At 41.8% G+C, this 20,798-nt stretch carries 18 protein-coding genes and 1 pseudogene; 10 read left to right on the top strand and 9 right to left on the bottom strand.

Annotation, left to right across the window (positions count from 1 at the left end; translation table 11 throughout):
- Window positions 1–18: 18 nt before the first annotated feature.
- The gene (gene ppnN / locus EAE93_RS12855) at window positions 19–1,386 is read right to left on the bottom strand and encodes a nucleotide 5'-monophosphate nucleosidase PpnN (RefSeq protein ID WP_036812134.1); all 1,368 of its coding nucleotides are present in this window, start codon (window positions 1,384–1,386) and stop codon (window positions 19–21) included.
- Window positions 1,387–1,508: 122 nt separating this feature from the next.
- Window positions 1,509–2,357, bottom strand: a complete 849-nt coding sequence (gene queF / locus EAE93_RS12850; protein WP_214039817.1) for an NADPH-dependent 7-cyano-7-deazaguanine reductase QueF — start codon at window positions 2,355–2,357, stop codon at window positions 1,509–1,511.
- 147 nt (window positions 2,358–2,504) lie between these two features.
- On the opposite strand from queF, the gene syd reads away from it, so the two are divergent.
- Window positions 2,505–3,059 (top strand): SecY-interacting protein, encoded by a 555-nt coding sequence (syd, locus tag EAE93_RS12845; RefSeq protein ID WP_105398876.1) that lies wholly within the window; start codon window positions 2,505–2,507, stop codon window positions 3,057–3,059.
- Between the two features lie 331 nt (window positions 3,060–3,390).
- Here the strand turns inward: syd and EAE93_RS12840 are convergent, their stop codons facing one another.
- Both EAE93_RS12840 and EAE93_RS24585 read right to left on the bottom strand, forming a co-directional pair.
- Complete coding sequence (locus EAE93_RS12840; protein ID WP_036812126.1) at window positions 3,391–4,524, bottom strand: hypothetical protein; 1,134 nt, start codon at window positions 4,522–4,524, stop codon at window positions 3,391–3,393.
- An 854-nt stretch (window positions 4,525–5,378) separates the two neighbouring features.
- Window positions 5,379–5,555 (bottom strand): annotated as a pseudogene (locus EAE93_RS24585) (IS481 family transposase); the annotation flags it as partial.
- Window positions 5,556–6,300: 745 nt separating this feature from the next.
- On the opposite strand from EAE93_RS24585, the gene EAE93_RS12835 reads away from it, so the two are divergent.
- Window positions 6,301–6,633: a YqcC family protein gene (locus EAE93_RS12835; protein ID WP_036812124.1), complete on the top strand. Its 333-nt coding sequence runs from the start codon at window positions 6,301–6,303 to the stop codon at window positions 6,631–6,633.
- A gap of 1 nt (window position 6,634) precedes the next feature.
- Complete coding sequence (gene truC / locus EAE93_RS12830; protein WP_214039816.1) at window positions 6,635–7,405, top strand: tRNA pseudouridine(65) synthase TruC; 771 nt, start codon at window positions 6,635–6,637, stop codon at window positions 7,403–7,405.
- Between the two features lie 114 nt (window positions 7,406–7,519).
- On the opposite strand, the gene EAE93_RS12825 is transcribed toward truC, so the two are convergent.
- On the bottom strand, window positions 7,520–8,695 hold the full coding sequence (locus EAE93_RS12825; RefSeq protein ID WP_214039815.1) for a hypothetical protein: 1,176 nt from the start codon (window positions 8,693–8,695) through the stop codon (window positions 7,520–7,522).
- 500 nt (window positions 8,696–9,195) lie between these two features.
- On the opposite strand from EAE93_RS12825, the gene EAE93_RS12820 reads away from it, so the two are divergent.
- Window positions 9,196–9,645: a flavodoxin gene (locus EAE93_RS12820; protein WP_110086589.1), complete on the top strand. Its 450-nt coding sequence runs from the start codon at window positions 9,196–9,198 to the stop codon at window positions 9,643–9,645.
- A 57-nt stretch (window positions 9,646–9,702) separates the two neighbouring features.
- Here the strand turns inward: EAE93_RS12820 and EAE93_RS12815 are convergent, their stop codons facing one another.
- The 4 genes from EAE93_RS12815 to map all read right to left on the bottom strand — a co-directional run bounded on the left by EAE93_RS12815 (window position 9,703) and on the right by map (window position 14,759).
- Window positions 9,703–10,089 (bottom strand): DUF3461 family protein, encoded by a 387-nt coding sequence (locus tag EAE93_RS12815; RefSeq protein WP_036781518.1) that lies wholly within the window; start codon window positions 10,087–10,089, stop codon window positions 9,703–9,705.
- 214 nt (window positions 10,090–10,303) lie between these two features.
- On the bottom strand, window positions 10,304–11,128 hold the full coding sequence (gene dapD / locus EAE93_RS12810; protein WP_040151399.1) for a 2,3,4,5-tetrahydropyridine-2,6-dicarboxylate N-succinyltransferase: 825 nt from the start codon (window positions 11,126–11,128) through the stop codon (window positions 10,304–10,306).
- Between the two features lie 47 nt (window positions 11,129–11,175).
- Window positions 11,176–13,824: a bifunctional uridylyltransferase/uridylyl-removing protein GlnD gene (glnD, locus tag EAE93_RS12805; RefSeq protein ID WP_214039814.1), complete on the bottom strand. Its 2,649-nt coding sequence runs from the start codon at window positions 13,822–13,824 to the stop codon at window positions 11,176–11,178.
- A gap of 137 nt (window positions 13,825–13,961) precedes the next feature.
- Entirely contained in the window at window positions 13,962–14,759 is a 798-nt protein-coding gene (gene map / locus EAE93_RS12800; RefSeq protein ID WP_036812107.1) for a type I methionyl aminopeptidase, read from the bottom strand.
- A 428-nt stretch (window positions 14,760–15,187) separates the two neighbouring features.
- On the opposite strand from map, the gene rpsB reads away from it, so the two are divergent.
- The 6 genes from rpsB to ispU all read left to right on the top strand — a co-directional run bounded on the left by rpsB (window position 15,188) and on the right by ispU (window position 20,791).
- Window positions 15,188–15,913, top strand: a complete 726-nt coding sequence (gene rpsB / locus EAE93_RS12795; protein ID WP_036781258.1) for a 30S ribosomal protein S2 — start codon at window positions 15,188–15,190, stop codon at window positions 15,911–15,913.
- A 150-nt stretch (window positions 15,914–16,063) separates the two neighbouring features.
- Window positions 16,064–16,915: a translation elongation factor Ts gene (gene tsf, locus EAE93_RS12790; protein WP_036812104.1), complete on the top strand. Its 852-nt coding sequence runs from the start codon at window positions 16,064–16,066 to the stop codon at window positions 16,913–16,915.
- 153 nt (window positions 16,916–17,068) lie between these two features.
- A complete protein-coding gene (gene pyrH, locus EAE93_RS12785; RefSeq protein WP_036781253.1) occupies window positions 17,069–17,797 on the top strand; it encodes a UMP kinase in 729 nt (242 codons plus the stop codon).
- A gap of 119 nt (window positions 17,798–17,916) precedes the next feature.
- On the top strand, window positions 17,917–18,474 hold the full coding sequence (gene frr, locus EAE93_RS12780) for a ribosome recycling factor (RefSeq protein WP_036781275.1): 558 nt from the start codon (window positions 17,917–17,919) through the stop codon (window positions 18,472–18,474).
- A gap of 141 nt (window positions 18,475–18,615) precedes the next feature.
- Window positions 18,616–19,812, top strand: a complete 1,197-nt coding sequence (gene ispC / locus EAE93_RS12775) for a 1-deoxy-D-xylulose-5-phosphate reductoisomerase (RefSeq protein WP_036812102.1) — start codon at window positions 18,616–18,618, stop codon at window positions 19,810–19,812.
- Window positions 19,813–20,095: 283 nt separating this feature from the next.
- Window positions 20,096–20,791: a (2E,6E)-farnesyl-diphosphate-specific ditrans,polycis-undecaprenyl-diphosphate synthase gene (ispU, locus tag EAE93_RS12770; protein ID WP_250151016.1), complete on the top strand. Its 696-nt coding sequence runs from the start codon at window positions 20,096–20,098 to the stop codon at window positions 20,789–20,791.
- Window positions 20,792–20,798 lie beyond the last annotated feature (7 nt).

Genomic DNA, 20,798 nt, shown 5'->3' with positions numbered 1-20,798 from the left:
TATTTTTTTCAGGTAACTTTATTTAATAATTTCGTAGCAAGGCTCGTAGGCAGTGCCTCCCGGTAGTTTCATTCGATGCTGTTCCACAAAGTCTTTCAATAGCTTATCCATATGGCGCATTATTTTAACATCCCCGTGGATTTTGAATGGACCCTGTTTTTCAATCGCTTGAATACCCACCTCTTTCACATTACCGGCAACAATCCCGGAAAAAGCCCGGCGCAGTGACGCTGCCAGTTTTTCAGATGGTTGATCAGAATGGAGATTAAGATCAGCCATGTTTTCATGGGATGGTTCAAACGGCTGTTGCAAATCATAATTGATCTTCATTGACCAATTAAAACTATATGCATCACCGGTACTGTGGCGGCTATCTCTCACTAATGGCATCGCTTCTTTCATTATTCTGGCAACTTCGGGCGCATTATCAATGATGATGTGATAGTAGCGTCGTATATCTTCGCCCAAGGTATGAACAATAAATTCGTCCAGAACCTGGAAATAGTCCTCACTCTCCTTTGGTCCGGTAAGAATTAATGGCAGGACTTGCTCCTGATTTTCCGGGTTCATCAGAATGCCTAGCAAATAAAGTAATTCTTCCGCTGTACCGACGCCACCAGGGAAAATAACGATACCATGAGCAATACGAACAAAAGCTTCCAGACGCTTTTCTATGTCTGGCATGATAATCAGCTCATTCACCAATGGATTTGGGGGTTCCGCCGCAATGATTGAGGGTTCGGTGATACCAATAAAACGGCTATTTTTATAATTCTGTTGGGCATGGCCGACAGCCGCGCCTTTCATCGGTGCTTCCATTGCGCCGGGGCCACAGCCAGTACAGATATTCAGTCCACGTAACCCAAGCTGATTACCGACTTTACGGCCATATTGATACTCTTGCTTACTAATTGAGTGGCCTCCCCAACAGACGATCATGTTGAGATCGTCATCGGTATGCAGCGCTCTGGCATGGCGCAGAATAGAGAATATTCTGTTGGTGATATGCGCACTATTCTCTGAATCGGAATAATCCGGTTGTCCTGGATCGGTAATTTGTGTATGGACAAACAAGATATCCCGCAGCACTGCGAACAGGTTAGCTTGTAGTGAATGAATAATTTTTCCATCAACGAATGCGTCTTCTGGTGGATCTATCAGTTCCAGTTTTACTCCACGCTCACGGCGCAGTACGTTAATTTCAAAATCGGTGTATTTAGAGAGCAGCTCTTTACTATTATCGGTTTGGCTACCTGAATTGAGTACGGCCAGTGAGCAATTACGGAACAGGCGATACAGATCACTTTTTGCGGTACTCTTTAGCATATCTACTTCAAGTTGAGATAATAAATCCATTGAGCCGAGTGGGTTGATATGTGTGATCAAGAATGACTCCTTGTATACCGTGTATGGATTACATATCAATAGCACTAAACTGAATGTATTACATACCCTATTTCAGCTTATTTTTCAGAAATTGCGCTTAGGAAAACAGATTTAAAGCAGATCTATTGACGTGCCAGTCTGCCTATAGCTGGAATAAAGCTTGCACTATTTGTGCGCCACGGGTTGATATCTAATCCCCCACGACGGGTATAACGAGCGTAGACTGAAAGCTTTTCTGGTGCACATAACTGTTGTAAATCGTTGAAGATACGTTCGACACATTGCTCGTGAAACTCATTGTGATGCCGGAATGATATTAGGTAGCGTAACAATGCTTCCCGATTGATTTTTGCCCCTTTGTAGTGAATCTGGACAGATCCCCAGTCAGGTTGATGGGTGATCAGGCAATTAGATTTCAGCAGATGGCTAACCAAAACTTCTTCTACCAGCGGGCCTTGTGCTGCATCTTGCAGATAATGACGATTGAAATCATATTCAGTCACTTCAATGTCCTGATCGTCAATACATTCGCCTGTAAAAGTGGAGATTGGCTGATTATTGAAATGATCTAAATGATGAAGTGTCACTTCCACCTTGCCTTCAGCACAAGCAGCCAGATCGCGCTGTAGTGTTTCTTCAACGACTTGCCAGTTTTCAAAGCGAGTTTGGTTAAAACTGTTCAGATAGAGCTTAAAACTTTTAGATTCAATCAGATTTTTACTTGTTGCACTTAAACTAACATGCCCGACAGCAACTTGTGGCAAACCACGGCTATTCAGCCATGACAGCTCATATAGCGTCCAGATATCAGCGCCATGAAACGGCAAATTATCAGGGAAAATTTCCAGCGGTTCACGGTTCATATTGCGGGGTACAGCTTGCAATAAGCTGGCATCATATTGGTCACGATATAAAGTGGTTTTACCCAGAGTAAGTTGCTCAAGAGCTTGGTGATCCCGATATAACGACATGTTATTCCTCAAAATCTGATATTAGTGATTGCTTAAGTTTAGCAAGTTAGGGCGTTTGTCTGAATTTTATTTATTCGCTCAGTTCATTATCTTTGGTTTAGTATAAAATTATTAAGTACACCCTAACAGTTACCGGTTGAAAATAATATGATTTCTAATGTTACAGAAGCGTTGTCTAATTTTACCCGTTGTTATGTTGATTTGTGGCAAAAGGAAACCGAAGCCCCTCCTGCCAGCCGTGAACTTTATGGTGTACCATCACCTTGTATTGTCCAGACTGGTGACAACATGGTTTATTGGCTTCCACAGCCTTTTCCTTTAGAGGATAAGCTGAATAGCGTCGAAGTTGCACTGGATATTCAATTACAACCGGCAATTCATGATTTTTATACATCACAATTAGCCGGTGATATGACGGTAACGTTTGAAGGTCAGCGGTTTAGTTTGATTCAGGTTTGGAGTGAAGATGACTTTATCCGTTTACAGGAAAATCTGATAGGACATTTGGTGACGCAGAAGCGGTTGAAACTGTCGCCAACGGCGTTTATTGCGACGATGGAATCGGATGATATGGGGATGATTTCTCTGTGTAATTTGACCGGTGAAGTGATCTTGGAACAATTTGGCAGCCATAAACGAACGCGGTTATTTACCGACTTAATTGGGTTTCTTGGTGCAATTGAGCCTGTCTTTATTCGTTAGGTATAACGACTTACAATTGAAAACCGCTCGACCTGCAATCAACAGCGGTTTTCAGTTTACATTAAGTGATTCTCACCGAGCCTCCAACCCAGAATAAATGACAATAAATCCACATTGTTTGCCCCTAAATCTGCATTCCATCCCGACCAACCTAGATTATTTGCAAATGAAAAAAATGCTTCATTATCGTGTCAAGGTTCGATGTAATGGGACGTAGAAAAATGAACACTGTAAAAGAACACCAAATGTCACAATTTTTGGCAAAAAATATGCAAAGTCATCAATGTTCAAAGAATCCTCGTTTGCTGGAGGCTGATGCTCGTCACTTGGATTATTTAATGACGTCGTAGATCGATTTTTCATTCAGGAAATTGGAGGCCAGTCCTGAGGCCGGTGAAAATGGACTCCCCTTTATTGAAGAAAAGTTGGCGTTACTTGTGCCATGAGAAACTTGGCGCTCCCCTTTATTGCTTTCGGTAATTAAAGTATAAGAATTACTATGCATTTTTGTATACAGGTCTGCATTTCTTTCCATGGCTTTATGGAGCTCCAGTAGTTGCGCATCATCCAAATTAAGCTTTTTATCCAGATTGCATCCCCATCTTGTCAAGCATACTTCGGCAAAATGACGGACAATCATTCCTGGCTCATACAAAACTTTACCACTGCTGATCCCATCAAGGGATGCGTTACCGACAAGTGTGGCGTGCCGGCCGGGCATTGGATAAATATGTACAGCCGTTGATTTATCCGTTTCCGGGATCACGCAAGAAAAACCTTTTGAACGTTCATCCTTTGCATAAAATGCCACGTATTCTCTGACGTTTTTTCCTAAAGAAACCCTTTCTTGTTGGAAATTTCCTAGGCCAGGTACTGGGTCTATTACAAAAATATTCACCGGGATCGCTTCTAAGTCAGGATCTTTAAGCATCGAATTGGCGAGCATATGGCAACTTATTCCTCCCCGACTCCAGCCTATAAGGTTGACCTGTGTTGGAAGTATTCCGTCCTTACGAAAAGTTTTAATAATTTGCTGCTGTAGTTGTTGCTGCGTAACTTTTCGTTTGCCATAGTCATAGTGTCGCCAGAAAAAGGAACCTGTGACTTCAACATCCTTAATTGGAATTCCCGATTCTTTGAGCTTATTATATTGTTGTTCAGTTAACTTTTCGCGTTGCCAGCCGAAACTACCTTTAATAATATGGGCGGCATGCTTGACATTTTCTTCCCAGCCGTAGCCGAGTGTTTTGCCTGCCCAGTCGTAATGTTCCCCGCTTTTTTCCCAAAGTTCATCATCCTGAAGGTTGCCGCTACCTGGACCATCGATGATTAACCATTCGGCAAACTCGCGTCCCAAGTTATGGGACGCCAGAGTGGAAACCAATTCCCCGTTCCAATAATTAGGGTTTGAATCATCAAACTTGGTGGCTGCTGTCCCGCAGAAATAAATCGTCATTACTGTCATAATAACCTCTGTTGTTTTATCTGTGTGTCAGACTCTGCCTGGTAAAGCGTCTCTCCGGCGGGAGATAAAGCTTAATTGAAATTATTTCTGCACAGCCGGTGACTATTTGGCAGAATGGTTGTTAAGTGAAAACCATGTTGTTAAGTGAAAACTATATAGTTTATTGCCGCTCTTTTTTCTGGCCCGCAATATCTACAAATGAAAACCTATATCGACTCGGAAATAATCGACTTTAAGCCATGATTATTCTGGGAAGTAATGCCCTTTAAAATAGACCCTGGGATTTTTTTCCTCCGGGTATAAGGTGGAAAATAATTAGCTACAGTAAAATATATGTTGATTTTAAAATATTAGGGAATTACAACATGATTAATGCCAATTGTTTTTTCTATCATTTTATTTACCTATTATATTAATAGGCTGCGATGAATTTTTTAATATCATTAATATTTTTATTCAAAAATTCAATAACTAATCTTTGCTCATCTAATTAAATTTTAAGTTGACTGTTGATGATAAGTTTTATCCTTTATTCACAAAAAGACATTGCTATTTTTATCTGTCATGTCATTAATTAAGTATAGCTAAAGATCTATTTATTTCCACTAAATTTTAAAATTATTTAATAACATCTTATTAACCTGCATGTTGAGATATAGAAAGACAATAAAGTTATTTGGTTTTAAAAATAAAGTTAGTGAATCATTGTTCTATTTACATCGATAAGAAATATAAACAGGATAATATTATGTCATGCTTATTATTATTATTTTTAATAGAATTAACCATCCTAACAATCGTCATATTTAGGTGTATTCGCAATTAATCTTGGAATTATTTTATTATTGATGACTTATTAGACGCAGGGCCGACTCGGTATCCTCACCGTAAATGCAGTGGTATTCCTGATACGTGCCGTTCTGATCGTCCATCCCACTGAACAGCATCAGGGTAGGTTTGCCTTTATCCGGATCAATCTACTCTAGTATATCAATGTGTTTCAGATCGGAAGGTGACATATCAAACTGCCAGTAACCCAGTGTTGCGGGTTGACGGTCTATCGTGATGAGCGTGATACTTTATCTACAAAACAGTGGCTTACTGGATGGCGTATGGGGAGTTGTACAACGGTAAACACACTTCACTTACGCTCTGACACGGGATTCATTTTCTGCAAGGCACAACAGGTTATAGATTTCATTTTCAGTTATTGTGGGTCGAAAAACACGATAAATGCAGGTTGCTACAGTTAGTCCCGGATTTTTAACTCTACATTTGTGAGATATCTCTTACACTTCATGTAAGAGATATCATTGTTTACTTTTGTGAGTTTCACATTAGTTTATTATTTTCATTTTATTTCAATAGGCTATAAATAATCACAGATTTTATTCCCTGCCCTCATTTACTGGTTCCATTATGTGTAGCTTGTTTCATCGAACGAATTAATTCATGCTGTCCTCAGCAGGAAAGGAATCATTGCGCACAATTTCTCAAGGACAGATAAGTGATGATGGTCAGGATGACACAATGCATAACAGGATCGTATGCAACATAAATAAAATGATGGGTAAGGGATAACCAACAGGGACAATTTGTCAAGGAGTGAGCAAGGAGCATATTATTAGCGGGACTGCTATAAAATCAACTTAAGGGGAGCGCTTGTTCGCTCCCTTCTCTTATTTGGTGGAGCAAGCAAATTTTCAGCTTAAGGGGTATCGATGGTATTCTTGCGAACTTGGTTGTTTTGAGTAAAAACTGAGTCAGGCTGAAAATATGAGTACTGCAAAACAAATTCTGCATAAATTACAGTTAATTGAAGAAGCCATGAGGGAAATTGACCTGTGGCAGAGCCATCCGCCTAAACCGAAAGCTTTCGAAAGTGTTGAGCCATTTTCCATTGATACGATGTTAGCTGAAGAGTGGCTACAGTGGGTATTGATTCCGAGAATGTATACATTATTGGAACAGGGATTGGCGTTGCCTACGGCATTTGCTATCGCGCCTTACTTTGAGGAATCTTATAAAGAAGATACTACCGGGCGTTACCAGCAACTGCTTGAACATCTTCGTGCGTTGGATCGCTTATTTATGCAGGATAACGTCTGATATGTTGGAAGTATTATATCAGGATGATCATATTGTGGCAGTTAACAAGCCAGCGGGGTGGTTAGTTCATCGTAGTTGGTTGGCGCGTCACGAAATTCTCTTTGTCATGCAGACATTGCGTGATCAGATTGGCCAGCATGTTTTCCCGGTGCACCGTCTGGATAGACCAACGTCAGGTGTATTGCTGATGGCGCTTTCCAGTGATGTTGCCCGTCAGCTTTCCCAACAGTTTGAACATCATCAGTTACAAAAAACTTATCATGCCGTCGTGCGCGGTTATGTGTTGGAATCAGCTATTATTGATTACGCTCTGGTTGAAGAGTTGGATAAGATCGCGGATAAATTTGCACAGGGTGAGAAAGAGGCTCAGCCCTGCGTGACTTATTACCGACCACTGGCAACGGTGGAATGTCCGATAGAAATAGGCCGTTATCCTACATCACGTTTTAGTTTGTTGGAATTGACACCGAAAACAGGCCGAAAACATCAATTAAGACGCCATATGGCACATATTCGTCACCCAATTATTGGTGATACGACACATGGTGATTTACGGCAAAACAGAGGGGTTGCCGCTCATTATCAAACCAGTCGATTGATGCTTCATGCCAGTTGTCTTGAGTTAAATCACCCTGTTACGGGTGAAAAATTATCGCTTACGGCAAAATGGGATGCGTCATGGCAGCATTTAATACAACAATTTGGCTGGCAAGGTATTATCCCGGATTTGGAATATGATGAAGCGAGTAAAATAGAAAGTTTCGTAGATTAGGATATTTTCAAGGAATACTCATTAGTCTTTATCTCTTAATTGAGATAATTAAGAGATAAAGGCAACATTTATATATTATTAGTAAAGATTGGTAATATATGAATTTATTGGTTTTTACTGATCAATGTTATTATTTGAATTGATTCTTGAAAGAAAAATAGTCGAGATAACTATTGAAGAAATTAATAATATTGTAAACCCAGCAATAATTTCTTCAACGCCAACACCTAAATAAATAGTATAAAAAAGAATGATCATAGTAATAAATACATAAATCCCTGATTGCATACCCAAAGTATAAAGAGAATTTTTTGAATATAATCCTAGATAAGAGAAAAAAACAGGTTGCATAATGGTATTAGCTAAAAATACCATAATTGTGAATAGCAAATAGAGTATGCCAGAATTTGTCATAATGCTAAGTAAACAGAATCCGAGAGAAAATAATTGCATGATATTACCTATCATGATTCTTTTGGTTAAAAGTACGGATTTTATGACTTTCATGATCCCAATTGCACAGGGGAACCATATAACCACTAATATGATATACATTTGAATTATATCAATATGCTCAAAATATTTTGTTCGCATCGCTGGCATAATCATTAAGGATAGGAAAAAGCAAACATTGATTATAACTAAGCTGGAAAAGGCAAAGAAAACAACTAATTTATTGGTTGTTTTTACGGAGTGTTTAATATCGTGTTTTTGTTTTTTATTATTGTTATTTTTAAAGCCAGTGAAATAGATAATTGAAGCAATAGAGTAAATAAAAGCAGCAAAAAAGTCTGCTGATGTACGGGAATTTAAACGTAAAAGAGAGAAAATAATAGGGATTAAAAATGGTAGACTTAATAACGCCAGGCTTAAAATAGAAAAATCACTATTAGTTTTCTTTTCATTTTCTGCGGTTATAAGGATATTTCTTCCCATTATGACAATAAATCCACTTATTACTCCCCATAATATTCTATGCAGAGTATCCAGCCAAACTGGAATAAATGTTGTTTCTTTTGCAAAGAGAATGCAGTTTATGGTTGCTAGTAATAAGAAGAAGCCAAAAATATTTCTTTCAAAAAAAGCAATATTCATTTTCCGAATAAAAAAGGATATGGTCATACACCCCAGAGATAATCCCAATAAATAGGAAAAAACAGGAACGTAAGCGTTTAAAATCATGCCTCCATCTTTAAGCACGGTATCTACCCAAATCATTAGACCCGATGAGCCGGTAATATTTGCGGTACTTAATAGTATACTCAGCACAACAGCTCTATTGTTAAACATAGTGATGGTTTTCCTTTATTTAGTGTTTATTTTCGTCATTCTATTAACCTCATAATACTATTTCTCATCTTGAAATAAAGTATATGGTCATTTTTCATATTAATATCAATAATATCAGTTAAAGTTGTTTAAAAAAATGATTTTAATACTGAATTATTATTGGTTAAATAACTTGATCTAAGACGACATCACTTCTGTTACTTTATCTTGGTTGTCACAGAAAACGAGGCTTTTGATGATTATCTGTTACCGTTTTATGTAGAATAACCACAGTTATTGATCGCTACGTCTGTTCGTAATTAGCTTAACAGATATATGATTATTCATTAGTGCTGATGGAGTACTGTTTACATGACAAAGTGAACTTAGTAGTGGCAATATTTGATTTGATACGACTACTTAGCTGGTAAAGGTAATTATCCCTGATTTGGGAAGGGTTGAGTTTTCTGCTGTTGCCAGCGAGGATAACTAATAATTCCTTTAAAAAGAGATAATAAGTTATGGCAAAGATAGGTATTTTCGTTGGTACTGTTTATGGTAACGCGCTTGCTGTTGCAGAAGAAGCACAGCAGATCCTTGAACAACAAGGTCATGATGTAGAAGTTTTTGAAGAAGGGGAGCTGGAACAATGGCAATCCTATCTTGATCAAATGGTTTTGGTTATTACTTCAACTACCGGGCAAGGAGATTTGCCCGATAATATTCGGCCTCTTTACCATTCCCTGCGAGATGAATTGGGGTATCAGCCTGAATTACGCTATGGCGTGATCGCTTTGGGTGATAGCAGTTATGAAAATTTTTGTGGTGGTGGGCGCACTTTTGATGAGTTGCTACAAGAACAAGGGGCGATAAGAATCGGTGAAGTTTTGATGGTGGATGCGGTGGAAGAAGCTGAACCGGAAGTTTTTGCTCAGCCTTGGATCAAGCAATGGGGAGAGTTAATTGAATAATCTCAATACACCGCTTATACCAAATAAGATATAGGCGGTGTAATTAATAGAACCGTTTTATTTACGGGTTAGTTTTTCCAGATCGGCTTCAATCTCGGCAATCTTGTTGGCAACAACGTGTTCAAGATGACGTAAGTCATCAAGAATTTTGTGTTTCAAATCGACTTCTGCTTGGTCGCGTTTGCAAATTTGATCTAACTCTTCAATCACATAACGTAGGTTAGTGTTGATTTCGTTGATCTCTTTGTATCCTTGCTCTGTATTGTTTGCAGTTACAGTCTTGCGTTGACGCGGATATTTGAATTTCACGCTTTTAGCAAAGAATTCACCTTTATCCTTGCGGAAATAGATTTTCAGAATATCGTTGTTAGCTTCCTGACGTAGACTATAGCGGTCAATTTCTTCGGGATATGTGATCCCCAGGCTCTTTAAGTTATCGTACATAGCACCACCTTAAGGGTATTTTTCCCAGTAGGTTATTTTATGTGTCATTTTGAATCCAGAGCGTCGCTAAACGCCTTACGTACTCTGTGTACGTTTCGGGTTGTGCACGTTGTCCGCATTCAAACTCCCTATATTAATAACACTGACTGAGGTCGGTAATGATGATAAAAAGCAAAAAAATAGCGGACTTATTTATTATCCGCTATTTTAAAGTTTAATCTATCGATCTGAGTAGTTCATTAATGCCCACTTTTCCTCGTGTTTTGGCATCCACTTTTTTGACAATGACAGCACAATACAGGCTGTAACTACCATCTTTTGATGGGAGGTTGCCAGAGACAACAACGGAACCGGCAGGGACGCGGCCATAATGGATTTCGCCTGTTTCACGATCATAGATTTTGGTGCTTTGACCGATATAGACACCCATTGAAATCACTGAACCCTCTTCGACAATGACACCTTCCACAATTTCAGAACGGGCGCCAATAAAGCAGTTGTCTTCAATGATGGTTGGGTTCGCTTGCAATGGTTCCAATACGCCGCCGATGCCGACGCCACCGGATAAATGGACGTTTTTACCAATTTGGGCACAGGAGCCGACAGTCGCCCAGGTATCTACCATTGTCCCTTCATCAACATAGGCGCCGATGTTGACATAGGAAGGCATCAGTACGCAGTTACGGGCAATGAAGGCCCCTTGACGTGCTGCCGCAGGAGGCACTACGCGAAAGCCCTCTTTTTCAAATCTTGCCTGATCATAGTCAGAGAATTTCATCGGAACTTTATCGAAATAACGGCTTTCTGTGCCATCGATGATCCGATTTTCATTAATACGGAAAGAGAGCAGTACAGCCATTTTTAGCCATTGATGAGTGACCCACTGACCGTCAATTTTCTCTGCAACGCGAAGTTTTCCACTATCCAGCAGGTTGATGACTTGAGTAACTGCATCCCGTATTTCATGGTTGACTGTTGCTGGAGTAAGCGTTGCGCGGTTTTCAAATGCACTTTCGATAATGGATTGTAATTGCTGCATTGCATCGGGTTCCTTGGTTATCGTCCGAATCATGGGCTTATATTGAGTTATATTTTATCCTTTGGATTTAGGGTTGCTGTCAACCTTTCTGATAATTCTTCTCTGACTTTTTTATTTAATGCTTTGTGGTCTTTATCCGCCAGAACAAAAAAATCTTCGACACGTTCACCGATGGTGGTGATATGCGCACCATGTAGTGAAACCCCCATTTCAGCAAAAATATTACCGACTCTTGCCAGTAATCCCGGTTGATCCAGGGCAAATAGTTCCATATAGGTTCGTCGTTCGTTATGGGTAGGTAAGAAGGTCACTTTTGTTGGTACGTTGAAGTGGCGCAATTTGGTTGGTAATTTTCGTGTTTTCGGTGTCTTGGTATAAGGGTCCAGAACGACTTGTAAAAGTGCGTTACGTATTATTTCATGGCGATCCAATGCTAAAGGATGACCATTGGGTTCCAGTACTACGAAGGTATCCATTGTCATGCCATCACGATTGGTAAATATTTGAGCATTATGAACACTCAGGTTACGTCTATCCAGTTCGCCGACAACTGCCGCAAACAGGGAAGGGCGATCTAAGCTCCAGATAAAAATTTCTGTACCGCCGCGGGTTGGCTTGGTACTTATCAGTATCAGCGACTCTTGAGAATCATGTTGCACTAGATGACGGGCGTGCCAGGCAAGTTGTTTTGGCGTATGGCGAAGGAAATAATCTGCATGACAACGACTCCAGAGCCGATGAAGTTTCTGTTCGTTAATATTATTTTGGCGTAACAGAGCAAGTGCCTGAAAACGGTTGTGGCGGATACGTTCACGAAAATCTGGTGTATTTCCCTGGCGTAATTGATGCTCTGTAGAAAAATAGAGCTCCCGTAACAAGCTCTGTTTCCAACTGTTCCATAGATTGATATTGGTTGCGCAGATATCAGCGACTGTCAGGCAGATTAGGTAGCGTAACCGGGTTTCATTGAGGATTTGATGGGCAAATTGCTTGATGATTTCTGGGTCCTGAATATCTCGTCGTTGAGCTGTGACTGACATTAACAGATGATGACGAACCAGCCAGGCTACCAAATCAGCTTCTCGTGAGTTAAGCCCGTGTTGCAGTGAAAACGCTAGCGCATCGTCAGCGCCAAGTTCAGAATGGTCGCCAGTACGCCCTTTGGCGATGTCATGAAATAGCGCAGCAAGACGTAGAAGCTCAGGTTGAGGCAGACGAGGGTATAGCTCAACACAGAGCGGATGGGCTGGACGGTTATTCTCATCGGCAAAACTTTCCAATTTTCTCAGTACGCGGATGGTATGTTCATCGACGGTATAGGCGTGAAACAGATCAAACTGCATCTGACCGACAATATTGCCCCAAAGCGGTGTGTAAGCGCCAAGAACACTGTGACGATGCATGGGCACAAATGCGCTTTCAACCGCCCTGGGGTGACGTAGAATATCCATAAAGATTTGGCGAGCCTCCGGCAATTCGCACAATGGCTGAGACAGGTTGCGGCGCGCATAACGGAGGTGGCGTAACGTAGTAGAATAAATGCCTTGAACTTCTTCATATTCTGCCATGCGATAAAACATCCGCATAATAGCTGCGGGTTCTTTGATAAACAGGGTTTCGTCGATTAGATCAATAAGTTGCCCCCGTAGCTGGAATTCACTGTCCAGTGGGCGGGATTTTTCATTGGTTTCCAGTGCCAGAATAGCTTCATCAAACAGTTGCAGTAGCATATTGTTGAGTTCGCTAACGCGGCGTGTCATCCGATAGAAATCTTTCATCATTCGTTCTACCGGTTGATTACGTTCCCCTTGATAACCTAATAATTGAGCAATACTGAACTGGCGATCAAATAACAAGCGATTATCATAACGGTTGACTACCAGATGAAGAGCAAAGCGGATACGCCAAAGGAAGCTTTGGCATTCATTTAATTCATTACGTTCTTCCACTGTTAGGAAACCAAAGTCGACCATTTCATCTATGGAGGTTGCACCAAAATGGCGACGGGCAACCCACAGTAGAGTATGAATGTCTCGCAACCCTCCGGGGCTGCTTTTGATATCAGGTTCCAGATTATAACTTGTACTGTGATAGCGCTGGTGGCGTTCGTGTTGTTCAACAATTTTGGCATCAAAGAAGTCAGTAGAAGGCCAAAAACCATCACTGAAGGTATGTTGCTGTAATTGAAGAAAAATGGCTGGATCGCCGCAAATTAATCGTGATTCGATTAAATTCGTCGCGATAGTTAGATCTGACAGCCCTTCCAGCAAACACTCTTCGAGTGTGCGAACACTGTGGCCGACTTCCAGTCGGATATCCCATAGCAAAGTGATAAATTGTCCAACATTCTGAGCTTGAGGCGGTGTGAGCGGCTGCTCGCTGAGTATCAGCACGTCAATATCAGATAGCGGATGCAGTTCCCGTCGGCCATATCCGCCGACGGCAATCAATGAAAGTGATGAAATCTTATCAAATCCATAGGCATGCCATAATTGTTGTAATAACTGGTCTATGTAATCACTGCGTGCAGAAATCAAGGCTTCTGCGGAAATCCCCGCTTTAAATGCATGCTCTAGCCAAAGTTGAAATTCTTCGAGGTGCTGTTTCAACACAGGGTAGCGAAGTTCTTCACTAGAAAAATCAGCGGGAGAAAGTGGCGGGATAGGGGCCCGAATTGTGGCGATATCTGCTGGCATAAGCATAAACCTATGAGAAGGGCGAATCATAACGGCCAGATTACTGAGAAAGTAGGGGGTTAAACAAGAGGATATTGCAGAGAAGAGATGAGAAGCCTTGTATGATTTCAGCAAGGCTTCGTAGTTTGCTATTTTAATTATTCATTTACCAAGACTGCGGAAAGCTCTGGCTCTTCTTCTTTACGCAATGTCATGATTTCACAGCCGTTATCAGTAACAACAATGGTATGTTCATACTGTGCGGACAGGCTGCGGTCCTTCGTTTTGACTGTCCAGCCATCTTTCATGGTACGGATGCGGTAGTCACCGGTGTTAACCATTGGTTCAATAGTGAAAGCCATACCTTTTTGCAGAACAACACCACCATCATCGGCGTCGTAGTGCAGTACTTGTGGTTCCTCATGGAAGCCTTCGCCGATGCCGTGACCACAATATTCACGGACCACAGAAAAATCGTTGGCTTCAACAAATTGTTGGATGGCTCTACCAAGAGTGCGCAGACGAATGCCGGGTTTCACCATTTTTAAGGCCAGATAGAGGCTTTCCTGAGTGATGCGGCATAGGCGCTCGCCCTGGATGGTTGGTTTACCGACAATGAACATTTTTGATGTATCACCGTGGAAGCCCTCTTTGATGACAGTCACATCGATATTAACAATATCGCCATCTTTCAATGCTTTATCATCACTTGGGATACCGTGACACACTACGTCATTAACAGAAATACAAACGGATTTTGGGAAACCGTGATAACCAAGACAGGCAGAGACAGCTTGTTGTTTATTGGTAATGTGATCGTGGCAGATACGATCTAATTCACCTGTTGTTACACCGGGTTTGACGTAAGGTTCAATAATTTCCAACACTTCTGCCGCCAGTCGACCGGCGACGCGCATTTTTTCAATATCTTCAGAGGTTTTAATTGAGATTGCCATGAAACTTGTCCATTCAATGCCAGCGAATCTGCTGGTTGTATGTTTTTCAACAAGGAAAAAATTATTGAACTAATGGTATCAGCCTACAGAATATCTGCCAATAACAGTTGGCAGCCCTATTTCCCTCGTTACCTTTTTGCCTATCAAGAATACCTTCCGTAACCCTGCCTTTCTTTTCACATTGAGCTATCGGAAAGTGACAACAAAAGTTGGTGTCTTAGGTGGGTTTATGATATAAAGCGCGCCGGCGTTCTCTGTATTTGCCACTGAGGCAAAACAGAGTGGCGTTAAATATACTCACTGTGTAATAACACACACGAGTCGGCACATACACCGGGGTGCTCTCATGCAGAACATGCAGCTAAGGAGTCGGTGTTATGGGGCTCGTGGAGGCATAACCCCAACTTAATATTTTACAGAGGTTTACAATGGCAACTGTTTCCATGCGCGATATGCTGCAAGCGGGCGTTCACTTCGGTCACCAGACTCGTTACTGGAACCCAAAAATGAAACCATTCATCTTTGGCGCTCGTAACAAAGTGCATATCATCAACCTGGAAAAAACTGTTCCAATGTTCAATGACGCGTTAGCTGAACTGAACAAAATTGCTTCACGCAAAGGCAAAATTCTGTTTGTTGGTACTAAGCGTGCTGCGAGCGAAGCGGTTAAAGAAGCAGCTCAGAGCTGTGATCAATACTTCGTTAATCACCGTTGGTTAGGCGGTATGTTGACTAACTGGAAAACCGTTCGTCAGTCCATCAAACGTTTGAAAGATTTAGAAGCACAGTCTCAGGACGGTACTTTTGACAAACTGACCAAGAAAGAAGCGTTAATTCGTTCTCGTGAACTTGGTAAGTTAGAAAATAGCTTGGGCGGTATCAAAGATATGGGCGGCTTACCTGACGCTCTGTTTGTTATCGATGCTGAACATGAACACATTGCTATCAAAGAAGCAAACAACCTGGGTATCCCAGTATTTGCGGTTGTTGATACTAACTCTGATCCAGATGGTGTTGATTTCATCATCCCTGGTAACGATGACGCAATCCGTGCAGTAAAACTGTATCTAGGTGCTGTTGCTACCGCTGTTCGTGAAGGTCGTTCTCAAGATCTGGCTGTTCAGGCAGAAGAAAGCTTTGTAGAAGCTGAATAATAAGGCAAGCTCATTATTGAGCCCTTATTAACCAGGTATTGAAATATATTGGTTAGGGGGGCCTGTTATGGCCCCCTTTTACGTATCTAATATAAGAACTATCCATGCGGAATACTCTCTTCCTGCGGGATACATCGAGGAATAAAACAAATGTCTGGAATTACCGCTGCTTTGGTAAAAGAACTGCGTGAGCGTACTGGCGCAGGTATGATGGAATGTAAAAAAGCGCTGGTTGAAGCTAATGGCGATATCGAGTTAGCGATTGACAACATGCGTAAATCAGGTCAAGCGAAAGCGGCTAAGAAAGCTGGCCGTGTTGCTGCTGAAGGTATCATCCTGGCAGAAGTGGCTGCTGATGGCAAATTCGGCGCTTTGGTTGAGCTGAACTGTGAAACTGACTTCGTTGCTAAAGATGCTGGCTTCATCGCTTTCGGTAAAGAAGTTATGGCGACAGTATTGGCTGATAAAATCTCTGATATTGAAACGCTGAAAGCTAAGTTCGAAGAGCAGCGTACCGCACTGGTTGCTAAAATCGGTGAAAACATCAACATTCGTCGCGTTTCTGTATTAGAAGGCGAACAACTGGGTACTTACCTGCATGGTGCGCGTATCGGTGTTCTGGTTGCGGCTGAAGGCGCTAATGAAGAGCTGATTAAGCATGTGGCTATGCACATCGCTGCAAGCAAGCCAGAATATGTTAACCCAAGCGATGTACCTGCTGACGTTGTTGAGCGTGAGCACCAAATCCAACTGGATATCGCAATGCAGTCTGGTAAGCCACGTGAAATCGCAGAGAAAATGGTTTCTGGCCGTATGAATAAATTCACCGGCGAGATCTCTCTGACAGGTCAGAATTTCGTGATGGATCCGAGCAAAACTGTCGGTGATCTGTTGAAAGAAAACAATGCTAAAGTGACCAGCTTCATCCGTTATGAAGTGGGTGAAGGTATTGAGAAAGTTGAGACTGATTTCGCAGCAGAAGTTGCTGCAATGAGTAAATAGTCTTAATTTTTACAAACAGGGCCGCCAAATGGCGGTTCTGTTTTATCTAATCTAAACTGCCTATCCCAGTAGGCATTGAGTTTTTGCATCTGGTCAGAATGACCCGGATGTATGTAAATCCCCAATATACTTTTCTGCTTAGGACAGAACATCATGGCAACCAATGCAAAACCCGTATATCAGCGTATCCTGCTTAAACTCAGTGGCGAAGCCCTGCAAGGTGCAGAAGGTTTTGGTATAGATGCCAGCGTTTTAGATCGCATGGCTCAGGAGATCAAAGAACTGGTTGAGTTAGGCGTACAGGTCGGTGTCGTCATTGGCGGTGGTAATCTGTTTCGTGGTGCTGGCTTGGCAGAAGCAGGAATGAACCGTGTAGTCGGCGACCACATGGGCATGTTGGCAACAGTAATGAATGGTCTGGCAATGCGGGATGCATTACACCGCGCCTATGTGAACGCCCGTCTAATGTCTGCAATTCCTTTAAATGGCGTTTGCGATAACTATAGTTGGGCAGAAGCGATTAGTTTGCTACGTCATGGTCGTGTTGTTATTTTCTCTGCGGGTACCGGCAATCCGTTCTTTACTACAGATTCGGCAGCGTGTTTGCGCGGTATTGAGATTGAAGCAGATGTTGTGCTAAAAGCAACTAAAGTAGATGGTGTTTACTCGGCTGATCCGGCGAAAGATTCAGAAGCGGTATTGTTCGATAAGCTCTCTTATCAGCAGGTATTAGAGCGTGAATTGAAAGTTATGGATTTGGCGGCATTCACTCTGGCTCGTGATCATAGCTTACCCATTCGCGTATTTAACATGAATAAGCCGGGGGCGTTACGTCGTGTGGTGATGGGGGAAAATGAAGGTACCCTGATTTCTCATGAGTAATGTTCAAAGACACCAGAGATGTTTGGCGGTATGATGAGTCGCCTGATACGCCAAATTTAACAAATCATGGTCATAATGATTTATGGCTTGAAAACAACCAGTTCCCAAGGGTTTGTAACGTGATTAATGAAATCAAAAAAGACGCACAAGACCGTATGGAAAAGAGCGTCGAAGCACTTAAAAACCAAATTAGCAAGGTTCGTACCGGCCGAGCTTCTCCTAGTCTGCTGGATGGTATCACTGTTGAGTATTATGGTGCGCCAACGCCTTTGCGTCAGCTTGCTAACGTTGTTGCTGAGGATGCACGTACCCTGGCTATCACGGTATTTGATCGTACTATAACGCCGGCGATTGAAAAGGCAATCATGGCTTCTGATTTAGGGCTGAATCCATCTTCTGCGGGGACAACAATCCGCGTTCCTTTGCCACCATTGACAGAAGAGCGTCGTAAAGATTTGATTAAGGTGGTTCGTGGCGAAGCTGAGCAGGGGCGTGTCTCTGTGCGTAATATTCGTCGTGATGCTAACGACAAAATCAAAGCGCTGTTGAAAGACAAAGAGATCAGTGAAGACGATGAGCGTCGTGCGCAGGATGATATTCAAAAGCTGACGGATAATTTCATCAAAAAAGTTGATGAAGCTTTAACGAAGAAAGAAGAAGAACTGATGGAGTTCTAATCTCTTTCGTGAGATATATTGAGCGCTGCTATCTTGCGGCGCTATTTTTATTCGGCATTTCTCTGAAGTCATGAGCGTTCATAGCCAGGCAAATCAGACAAGTATTAATACACACCAAATAAAACAATTCAGAGCATCAGTATGAAAAGGTTGACCATCCTTGGTTCCACAGGTTCCGTAGGCAAAAGTACACTTACTGTAGTTCGCAATCATCCGGATAAATTTAAAGTAACAGCGCTTGCCGCAGGAAAAAATATCCAGGTTATGGCTGAGCAATGTCTGGAATTTCGGCCTCAATATGCTGCAATGGCGGACGAAGTTTCCGCAAAAGAGTTGCGTCAGTTGCTCATTGAACAAGGCTGTAAAACCGAAGTATTTTTCGGGGAACAGGCTGCGTGTGATTTGGCTGCGTTGAATGATGTTGATCAGGTGATGTCTGGGATTGTTGGTGTTGCCGGTTTATTACCAACGCTGGCGGCCATCCGTGCGGGTAAACAGATTTTACTTGCTAATAAAGAGTCGCTGATTACCAGTGGTCGGTTTTTTATGGATGCGGTGGCGCAACATAATGCTCAACTATTACCCATTGACAGTGAACATAATGCTATTTTCCAGAGCTTACCTGAAGTCATACAGCGAAACCTTGGACGCGGAGATCTAAAACAACACGGAATTGCTAATATCATTCTGACAGGATCTGGCGGGCCTTTTCGTCATACTCCTTTGGAGCAATTGGCTTTTGTTACACCGGACCAGGCTTGTGCTCATCCGAATTGGTCGATGGGGCGTAAGATTTCGGTAGATTCTGCGACAATGATGAATAAGGGGTTGGAATATATTGAGGCGTGTTGCTTGTTCAATGCATCTGCGGCGGAAATGGAAGTGGTAATCCATCCTCAATCGGTTATTCACTCTATGGTCCGTTATCAGGATGGCAGCGTTATTGCTCAATTAGGAACGCCGGATATGTGTACACCAATTGCCTATGCAATGGCGTACCCAAATCGTATTGCTTCTGGTGTTGAACCTCTTGATTTTTATTCTTTAGGTACACTGACGTTCTCGAAACCAGATTATGAACGGTATCCATGTTTGAAACTGGCTATTGAAGCTTGCCACGCAGGCCAGGCTGCAACGACAGCCTTGAATGCAGCGAATGAAGAGATCGTTAAGGTTTTTTTACAAAATGGAATCTCTTTCACAGATATTGCAATTATAAACCGGCAGGTTGTAGAAAAATTAAATTTGCCGGAACCTCAGAGCATTGAGGAGGTCTTACAGATTGATAATCTCGCAAGAGAGTTGGCTATGAAGACTATTCGTTCATTTATCAGGTAGTCTTGGATTGGCAAATGGGTATTTGTCCGCATTTTTACCTGATGGTATAGTTTGCGTATAACTGTTGGTTGATATAATTAACGGTCCAGATTTTGGAAGTTCTCTTCCAGATAATTAGGCTTTTACCCAGGCCGTGGATACCAGACACGGCTTTTTTACGTTTGGATGCCTGAACTTGTAAGAGAATTACCCTGACCAGTAAAGGATTAATTGAGTGATATTATCCAGCAATCATCATCAGAACGATTTATCGTCATTATTACCTAAACATGTTGCTATTATTATGGATGGTAATGGCCGTTGGGCAAAGAAGCGAGGGAAATTAAGAGCCTTTGGTCATCGTGCGGGGATTAAAGCGGTACGGAGTGCGGTGAGTTTCTCGGCTAAACATAAAATTGAGTCACTGACGCTATACGCTTTCAGTAGTGAAAACTGGAATCGACCGGAGCAAGAAGTCAGTTCTTTAATGGAATTATTTATTTTTGCACTAGATAGCGAAGTCAAAAGTTTACATAAGCATAATATTAGATTATCTGTTATTGGCGATATCAGCCGGTTCAGTGAGCGTTTACGGGATCGTATCTGTCGCTCAGTTAAGTTGACTGCTAATAATACGGGGCTGCGACTTAATATTGCTGCAAATTATGGTGGTCGTTGGGATATAGTTCAAAGTGTTCAGAAAATTGCTCAACAGATTAAAGATAATTCCTTTGAGCCACAGGATATTACTGAAGAATTAGTTAATAATTATATGAATCTAAGCCAGCAGCCTCAGGTTGATTTAGTCATCAGAACCGGAGGTGAGCATCGTATCAGTAATTTTCTGTTATGGCAGATAGCTTATGCAGAATTCTATTTTACCGATATACTCTGGCCTGATTTTGATGAAACTGTTTTTGAAGGTGCAATTAATGCCTTTGCTAAAAGAGAACGCCGGTTTGGCGGAACAATACCAGACGATGCCGATGTGGGATCATAGGAGGAAC

Source organism: Photorhabdus akhurstii (assembly GCF_018448925.1).
Taxonomy (GTDB): domain Bacteria; phylum Pseudomonadota; class Gammaproteobacteria; order Enterobacterales; family Enterobacteriaceae; genus Photorhabdus; species Photorhabdus akhurstii.
Note: the sequence above shows the minus strand (reverse complement) of the source record. Positions and strands in the feature narration are given on the sequence as shown.

What these genes read in the sequence shown, in the direction of transcription:
- dapD (WP_040151399.1), bottom strand. Translation starts at nt 11,128, where the DNA reads ATGCAGCAATTACAATCCATTATCGAAAGTGCATTTGAAAACCGCGCA.
- rpsB (WP_036781258.1), top strand. Translation starts at nt 15,188, where the DNA reads ATGGCAACTGTTTCCATGCGCGATATGCTGCAAGCGGGCGTTCACTTC.
- EAE93_RS12840 (WP_036812126.1), bottom strand. Translation starts at nt 4,524, where the DNA reads ATGACAGTAATGACGATTTATTTCTGCGGGACAGCAGCCACCAAGTTT.
- EAE93_RS12825 (WP_214039815.1), bottom strand. Translation starts at nt 8,695, where the DNA reads ATGTTTAACAATAGAGCTGTTGTGCTGAGTATACTATTAAGTACCGCA.
- queF (WP_214039817.1), bottom strand. Translation starts at nt 2,357, where the DNA reads ATGTCGTTATATCGGGATCACCAAGCTCTTGAGCAACTTACTCTGGGT.
- ispC (WP_036812102.1), top strand. Translation starts at nt 18,616, where the DNA reads ATGAAAAGGTTGACCATCCTTGGTTCCACAGGTTCCGTAGGCAAAAGT.
- truC (WP_214039816.1), top strand. Translation starts at nt 6,635, where the DNA reads ATGTTGGAAGTATTATATCAGGATGATCATATTGTGGCAGTTAACAAG.
- map (WP_036812107.1), bottom strand. Translation starts at nt 14,759, where the DNA reads ATGGCAATCTCAATTAAAACCTCTGAAGATATTGAAAAAATGCGCGTC.
- glnD (WP_214039814.1), bottom strand. Translation starts at nt 13,824, where the DNA reads ATGCCAGCAGATATCGCCACAATTCGGGCCCCTATCCCGCCACTTTCT.
- syd (WP_105398876.1), top strand. Translation starts at nt 2,505, where the DNA reads ATGATTTCTAATGTTACAGAAGCGTTGTCTAATTTTACCCGTTGTTAT.
- EAE93_RS12835 (WP_036812124.1), top strand. Translation starts at nt 6,301, where the DNA reads ATGAGTACTGCAAAACAAATTCTGCATAAATTACAGTTAATTGAAGAA.
- EAE93_RS12815 (WP_036781518.1), bottom strand. Translation starts at nt 10,089, where the DNA reads ATGTACGATAACTTAAAGAGCCTGGGGATCACATATCCCGAAGAAATT.
- pyrH (WP_036781253.1), top strand. Translation starts at nt 17,069, where the DNA reads ATGGCAACCAATGCAAAACCCGTATATCAGCGTATCCTGCTTAAACTC.
- ispU (WP_250151016.1), top strand. Translation starts at nt 20,096, where the DNA reads ATGGATGGTAATGGCCGTTGGGCAAAGAAGCGAGGGAAATTAAGAGCC.
- tsf (WP_036812104.1), top strand. Translation starts at nt 16,064, where the DNA reads ATGTCTGGAATTACCGCTGCTTTGGTAAAAGAACTGCGTGAGCGTACT.
- EAE93_RS12820 (WP_110086589.1), top strand. Translation starts at nt 9,196, where the DNA reads ATGGCAAAGATAGGTATTTTCGTTGGTACTGTTTATGGTAACGCGCTT.